General features: G+C 64.9%; 4 protein-coding genes and 1 tRNA gene. 2 read left to right on the top strand and 3 right to left on the bottom strand.

The window, feature by feature from the left end:
* Position 1 precedes the first annotated feature (1 nt).
* From VGH54_RS22745 to VGH54_RS22735, 3 genes are all read right to left on the bottom strand, one after another.
* Positions 2 to 75, bottom strand: a tRNA-Met gene (locus VGH54_RS22745).
* A gap of 325 nt (positions 76 to 400) precedes the next feature.
* On the bottom strand, positions 401 to 3,376 hold the full coding sequence (locus VGH54_RS22740; RefSeq protein WP_331514363.1) for a UPF0182 family protein: 2,976 nt from the start codon (positions 3,374 to 3,376) through the stop codon (positions 401 to 403).
* 51 nt (positions 3,377 to 3,427) lie between these two features.
* The gene (locus tag VGH54_RS22735) at positions 3,428 to 4,450 is read right to left on the bottom strand and encodes a PDZ domain-containing protein (protein ID WP_331514362.1); all 1,023 of its coding nucleotides are present in this window, start codon (positions 4,448 to 4,450) and stop codon (positions 3,428 to 3,430) included.
* Positions 4,451 to 4,530: 80 nt separating this feature from the next.
* Here VGH54_RS22735 and VGH54_RS22730 point away from each other — a divergent pair, with 80 nt between their 5' ends.
* Both VGH54_RS22730 and VGH54_RS22725 read left to right on the top strand, forming a co-directional pair.
* The gene (locus VGH54_RS22730) at positions 4,531 to 5,922 is read left to right on the top strand and encodes a zinc-dependent metalloprotease (RefSeq protein WP_331514361.1); all 1,392 of its coding nucleotides are present in this window, start codon (positions 4,531 to 4,533) and stop codon (positions 5,920 to 5,922) included.
* A 234-nt stretch (positions 5,923 to 6,156) separates the two neighbouring features.
* Positions 6,157 to 7,104 (top strand): cytochrome P450, encoded by a 948-nt coding sequence (locus tag VGH54_RS22725; protein WP_331514360.1) that lies wholly within the window; start codon positions 6,157 to 6,159, stop codon positions 7,102 to 7,104.
* Positions 7,105 to 7,124: the final 20 nt, after the last annotated feature.

Raw genomic sequence — 7,124 nt, 5'->3', positions numbered from 1 at the left:
GTAGCGGGGACAGGATTCGAACCTGCGACCTCTGGGTTATGAGCCCAGCGAGCTACCGAGCTGCTCCACCCCGCGACGGGTGAATACCAGGTTACCGAACGCTCGCGAGGCCGCCAAATCGCGCTCTCACCAGGCTCGACGGGGCCGCCTGCCTCAGTGCGACGGCGAATTCAGTCCGTAACGCTGCCTGACGTCGTCCATCCAGTCCGGAGTTCCGTAGGCCAGCCCGTAGTTGTCGGCCAGCTCGCCGAACCCGGGTAGCTCGTGCAACACCTTGCCGAGCGATCATTCGCGTGCTCGACGAGCAGCTCACCCAGTTGGCGAAGTAGTTCTCGAACCCACCCGGGGAATCTGATTGATGTCGGCCATCTCTCGTACCTCCTCGCCGGAGCAAGCGCGATTACTTGGCGTTGTTGTACTTGTTGATCGCGTCATCGAGCCGTTGCAGTGCCGCGCCGTAGGACGCGAAGTCGCCCGACTTCTGAGCGTCGCGGGCCGCGCCCATCGCCGTCTCGACATCCTTGAGTGCGGCGGACTTGGCCGGCGACAGGCTGACCGCCCCGCTCGGCGCGGGCGCCACCGCGTTAGCCGCCGGCGGCGGCGGGCTCGCCGGCGGTTCGCCGCCCGGTGGGGAACTGGCCGGCGTACCCGATTCATTGGGCGCGATGCCTGCCGCAGTCGCGGCGGCGCCGGGCCCGAACAACCCTGTCAGCGCGTCGCCGACGGTGGGCCCGTAACCGATCTTGTCGCTGTACATCATCGCCACCCGGATCAGTCGGGGGTACGACGAGGCGACATCGCTGGTGCCGGGCGAGGCGTACACCGGTTCGACGTAGAGCAGTCCGCCCTGAGCCACCGGCAGCGTGAGCAGATTGCCCCACTTGATCCGGTTCTGATTGTCACGCCCGATCACACCGAGGTCTCGCGACACGGCGGTGTCGGTGGTGATCGCGTTATTGGCCAACTTCGGCCCGTTGACCTGACCGGGAATCGTCAGCACGGTGATCTTGCCGTATGTCGACGGATCGGAGCTGGCGCTGATATAGGCGGCCAGGTAATCGCGCTTGAACCTGTTCATCGCGGTCGTCAGTTGGAACGACGCCGAGTCATCTTCTTTGGCAATGTTTTTCGCGACGATGTAATACGGCGGCTGATAGCTGCTTGCCGTGGGATTCGGGTCCAGCGGAACGTCCCAGAAATCTGAGGTGGAGAAGAACGTCACCGGGTCGTTGACGTGGTACTTGGCCAGCAGCATCCGCTGCACCTTGAACAGGTCTTCGGGATAGCGCAGATGGGCGGCCAACTCGGCCGTGATGTCGCTCTTGGGTTTGACCGTCCCGGGGAACACCTTCATCCACGCTTTGAGCACCGGATCGTGCTCGTCCTGCTGGTACAGCGTCACCGTTCCGTCGTAGGCATCGACGGTGGCCTTCACCGAGTTTCGGATATAAGACACCTGCTTGTCGGGCGCCAGCCGGTTGAACGCCACCTCGGTGGAGTCGGCGGTGGCCGAGGACAACGACGTGAGTTCGGAATACGGGTAGTTGTCCAGCGTGGTGTAGCCGTCGATGATCCACACCAACCGCTTGTTGACGATCGCCGGGTACACGCTGCTGTCGGTGGTCAGCCACGGCGCCACCGCCTCCACCCGCTTGGCCGGGTCGCGGTTGAATAGGATCTTGCTGTTGGATCCGATCACGTTGGAGAACAGGAAGTTTCGCTCCGCGAACTTCGCGGCGAAGACGCTGCGCGATACCCAGCTACCGAGCCGTACTCCGCCGCTTCCGGTGTAGGTGTAGTTCTTGGTCTCGGTGTTGGTCTCGTAGTCGTATTCCCGGTCGACGCCGTTCTTTCCGACGATCGCATAGTCGGCGGGCGAGCTGGCGATGACCGGTCCGTAGTAGACGCGCGGCTGATCCAGCGGAGCGGGACCGCTGGACGTCACGCTGCCGTTGGCCCCGACGACGCTGGCCAAGAATTCGGGGTATCCACCGTTTTGGTTGGGGTCGTTGGCAATACCGCGCACGGTGTTGGCCGGCGAGGCGATGAAGCCGTTGCCGTGGGTGTAGACGGTGTGCCGGTTGATCCAGTCCCGCTGGTTGTCGATCAGGTGGTCGGGGTTGAGCTCGCGTGCGGCAACCACATAGTCGTGCAGATTGCCGTCGCGGTCGCGGTAGCGGTCGATGGACAGCTGGTCGGGGAAATAGTAGAAGTTCTTGCCCTGCTGAAACTGTGTGAACGCCGGGCTGATGATGGTCGGGTCCAGCAACCGGATGTTGGAGGTGGTGGCTCGGTCGGATGCTACCTGCTCGGCGGTCGCCCGCCCGTCGCCGCTGTAGTCGCGGTAAGTCACGACGTCTTCGGTCAGGCCGTAGGCTTGCCGGGTCGCGGCGATGCTTCGGCTGATGTATTCGCGTTCCTTTTGCGCCGCATTGGGTTTGACGCTGATCTGCTCGACGATCAACGGCCAGGCGGCGCCGACGACCACCGAAGAAAGCAGCAGCAGGACCAGACCGATCGATGGAATCCGCAAGTCTCGCAGCACAATCGCCGAGAACACCGCCACGGCACAGATCAAAGCGATCGCCAGCAGGATCAGCTTGGCCGGCAGCACTGCGTTGATATCGGTGTATCCGGCCCCGGTGAAGGGCTTCCCCGCGCGGGTGTGGGACAGCAGCTCGTAGCGGTCCAGCCAGTACGCGATCGCCTTGAGCAACACCAGCGTTCCAACCAGGCTGATCAACTGGATGCGCGCCGAACGGCTCAACGCTCCGGTGCGTCCGGACAGCCGGATACCGCCGAAGACGTAGTGAGCCAACAAGTTCGCAACGAAAGCCAGAAACAGCGCAACGAAGAAGAAGCTGAGTACCAGCCGATAGAACGGCAGCTCGAAGGCGTAGAAACCGAGGTCTTTGCCAAACTGTGGGTCTCGGACGCCGAAGTCGCTGCCGTGCAGGAACAGCTGAATACGCACCCAATAGGTCTGTGCCACAACACCGGCGAGCAAGCCGATCGCCACTGGGACGCCGGTGCCGATCACCCGCAGCCGCGACATCACCACGGTGCGATAGCGCGCCACCGGATCACTGCCATTGCTCGGTACGAAGACCGGCCGCGTGCGATACGCGATGGCCAGGCTTGCGAATACCATGCCGCCGACCAGCAGCCCGATCACCACGAAGACGATCAGCCGGGTCACCAGCACGGTGCTGAACACCGACCGGTAGCCAAGCTCGCCGAACCAGAGCCAGTCGACATAAGCGTCGATCAGTCGCGGGCCGACCAGCAGCAGCCCGATCACGGTCAGAGCGATCGCGATCAGAGTCCGGCTGCGTCGAGTCAGCGTCGGCATCCTTGCGGCGGGCCGCATCCCCACTAGCTACGCTCCCTGCTCGATTGTCCTGGGCGTTTCAACTGTACGCACCGGTCAGCAGCTCGGCGGTTTCCCGCCGGCGGCGACGGCGTGCAGCGCATCCACTGCCCCACCGAGGTTGTCGACCTTCACCAGCTGCAAACCGGGCACTTGTTTGGAGTTGGCCTCGGAGCAGTTCTCGGCCGGCACCAGAAACACCGTCGCGCCGGCATCGTGGGCCGCGCCCATCTTGTGCAGGATCCCACCGATCCGGCCCACTTCGCCGTCCGCCTTGATCGTGCCGGTGCCCGCCACGAACTTCGAGCCGGCAAGGTTGCCGGTGGTGAGCTTGTCGACGACCGCCAAGCTGAACATCAGACCCGCAGATGGCCCGCCCACGTTGGCGAGGTTGAAGTCGACTGCGAACGACGCCCACGGCGCGTCGGTCACCGAGACGCCGACAAAGCCGTAGTCACCTTTCGGGTGATGGCCCAGCGTGATGTGGGCAACCCCGGGTGGCGCATTTTTGCGGCGGAAGTCGACCGCGACGTTTTGCCCGGGTTTGGTGGTCTTCAGATACGAGGTGAACTGCTCGACGGTGGCCACCGGCTTACCGTCGACGGCTTGGATGGCGTCACCGGCCTGCAACTTACCCACCGAGGGCCCGGGATCGGTCAGCGTCACGACGGTGACGGCCTTCGGGTATTTCAGATAACCCAGGGCGGCGAACTCGGCATTGTGCTCCGACTCTTTGAAATCGGCGTCGTTGGCCTTGTCGATGTCGTCGCGCGACGTGCCCGGCGGGTAGACCAGGTCACGCGGCATCAGCTGTTCCTGTCCGGACAGCCACAGCGTCAGGGCCTCGGCCAGGCTGAGATCGTCACGCTGGGACACCGTCGTCATGTCCAGGTGGCCCGTCGTCGGGTGCGTCTGAGTGCCTTTGATGTCGACAACCGGCTTGCCGTCGACCTCCCCGAGCGTGTCAAACGCCGGACCCGGCCCCAGCGACACGTAAGGCACGGTCACCACTGCGAGCAGCAGGCCAAAGACCACGATCGGGATTAACGCCACAATCAGCGTCAGAATCCGCCTGTTCACGTCGCTAACACTAGACGGAGTGGTCAGAGCGCCCAGGTTCACTCAGAGCGTGACAACGGGCCGCGCGTCGTGCCCGGACGGTGAGTACCGTTGAGGACATGGCTGACCTGCCTTTCGGCTTCTCCCCCGGAGACGATCCGGACCGCGACAAGCGCCGCGAGAACGACCCCGAGTCCGGCTCGGGGTCGGCTGACCCCTTCGGCCTGGGCGGCCTCGGCGGCGAATTCAATGTGGCCGACCTGGGCCAGATGTTCAGCCGCCTCGGGCAGATGTTCAGCGGGGCCGGCTCCATGAGCGGGCAATCGTCGGGTCCGGTGAACTATGAGCTGGCGCGCCAGCTGGCGTCCAGCTCGATCGGCTTCGTGGCGCCCATCCCAGTCGCCACCCGCGATGCGATCGGCGACGCCGTCCACCTCGCCGAGACGTGGCTCGACGGGGTGACCGCGCTGCCGGCCGGCACCACCAAGGCGGTCGCCTGGACTCCCAACGACTGGGTGGACCACACCCTGGAGACCTGGAAGCGACTGTGCGACCCGATGGCTCAGCAGATCGCGACCGTGTGGGCGTCGGCGCTGCCCGACGAGGCCAAGGCCATGGCGGGCCCGCTGCTGTCGATGATGTCGCAGATGGGCGGCATGGCGTTCGGCTCGCAGCTGGGCCAGGCGCTCGCGCGATTGGCTCGGGAGGTCCTGACGTCGACGGACGTCGGATTACCGTTGGGCCCCAAGGGCATTGGGGCGCTCTTGCCCGACGCTATCGAGTCATTCGCCGACGGCCTCGAGCAGCCGCGCAGTGAGATCGTCACCTTCCTGGCCGCCCGAGAGGCCGCCCACCACCGCCTGTTCAGTCATGTGCCGTGGCTGTCCAGTCAGCTGCTCGGCGCCGTCGAGGCTTACGCCAAGGGCATGAAGATCGACATGCACGGAATCGAAGAGCTGGCCCGCGATTTCAACCCGGCGTCGCTGAATGACCCGGCCGCCGTCGAGCAGCTACTCACCCAAGGGGTGTTCGAGCCCAAGGCCACGCCCGAGCAGATGCAGGCGCTGGAACGGCTCGAGATACTGCTGGCGCTGATCGAGGGCTGGGTGCAGACCGTGGTGAATGCGGCGCTGGGCGAGCGCATCCCGGGCGCGGACGCGCTCGGTGAGACGCTGCGCCGCCGCCGTGCCACCGGCGGGCCGGCCGAGCAGACCTTCGCCACGCTGGTGGGCCTGGAACTGCGGCCACGCAAGCTGCGCGAGGCCGCGGCGCTATGGGAACGGCTGACCCAGGCCGTCGGCGTCGACGCCCGCGACGCGATCTGGCAGCACCCCGATCTGCTGCCCGGATCCGGCGATCTCGACGAGCCGGCCGGTTTCATCGACCGCTCGATCGGTGGCGACACCAGCGGGATCGACGAGGCGATCGCCGAGTTCGAGCGCGACGCCGAGCGTGGACCCGACGACGGTCCTGACGGTCCTGTGGACAGCTGAACCAAGCCACTTGAGGCCGTGGCACAGTGCCGGTCGGCTGGAGTCCGCGCCGCGCCGTGCTGATCCACGTCTGACCAGCTCAGACGGGCACTCATGCTCAGCGCCACGGCGCGAAGCAAGCCTTGGTACCGACGGTACTAAGGCATTCGAGCGAGCGGATTCGCTGATGGGTACGGTTGCAAAGTTGCGGGAACTTTCGAGCGCCACTCGGCTGAGAATGAGGAGAGGGGGCATGTGAAGCTTGCCGACTGTCCAGTCTTTCCCGCCGAGGCGGCCGCTGCCCTGAGCGTGGACCGCGGCTTGGGTTGGCACCTAGCGCGACAGGCCGGCCCGGTTTTGCGACATCCAGCGGTCACCGGGATGTTTGCAAACTTCGTCTTCGTGGTCGGACGGGAGGAGGTGTTAGCGAATCTGGACGATCCAAGCTTGGATCGCGCCCGTGCCCTTCCAGAAAGCGATCTCCAGGTTCACGAACAGCTATTCGCGCCGAAATCAGCTCATGACCTTGCGGCGGTGTTCCGTCCGACTGCCGCCGCGCTGATCGATCGTTTCGCCGAAGCTGGTGGCGGTGACGCGGTGGCCGATGTGACCACGCCGATGGCTGATGCCCTTTTCGATAGCGTGTCGCGCCTGCAGCTATTGCCTGTTGAGCACCTGAATGGGCGGTCCGGCCATGTCCTGTCCGAGGCGTGCCGCAACCTGTTCAAACACGCCGGATGGCACTTACTCGAGTTGGCACGCAACCCCGAATTGTGCGACGTGCTTCGACGTCAGGCTGAGCTCGTACGCGAGTTCATTGAAGAGATCCTCCGGTTGGAGCCGATGGTGCCGAGTTGCCAGCGTTTTACTAGCCAGCCGACGACCATCGGTGAGGTAGAGCTACCGGCCGATGTGGTGCTGAACTTGTGTATCGGTGCGGTGCAGCGTGACGGCAGCGACCCCATGTCCACTGATGATCTTGTGATTGGCGTTAGGGCACACCGGCACTGGACTTTGGGTGCGGGGTCTATGCGTTGCCGGGGCGGCCACATCGTCCGGCAGGTGTTACGCGTGCTGGTTGAGGAGTGGCTCGACCGGGCCGGGCATCTTGAGCTGGCTCCCGACTTCCGGCCGGCGGCCGCGTTCCCGGCGACTCAGAGCGTGCTGTGGCTGCCGGAGCTGCCGCTCGTGACGAGGGCTTAGTACCGGTCCACAATCTCGAT

This window comes from Mycobacterium sp. (assembly GCF_036488105.1).
Classification (GTDB): Bacteria; Actinomycetota; Actinomycetes; order Mycobacteriales; family Mycobacteriaceae; genus Mycobacterium.
This window is presented reverse-complemented; position numbering and strand designations above follow the sequence as displayed.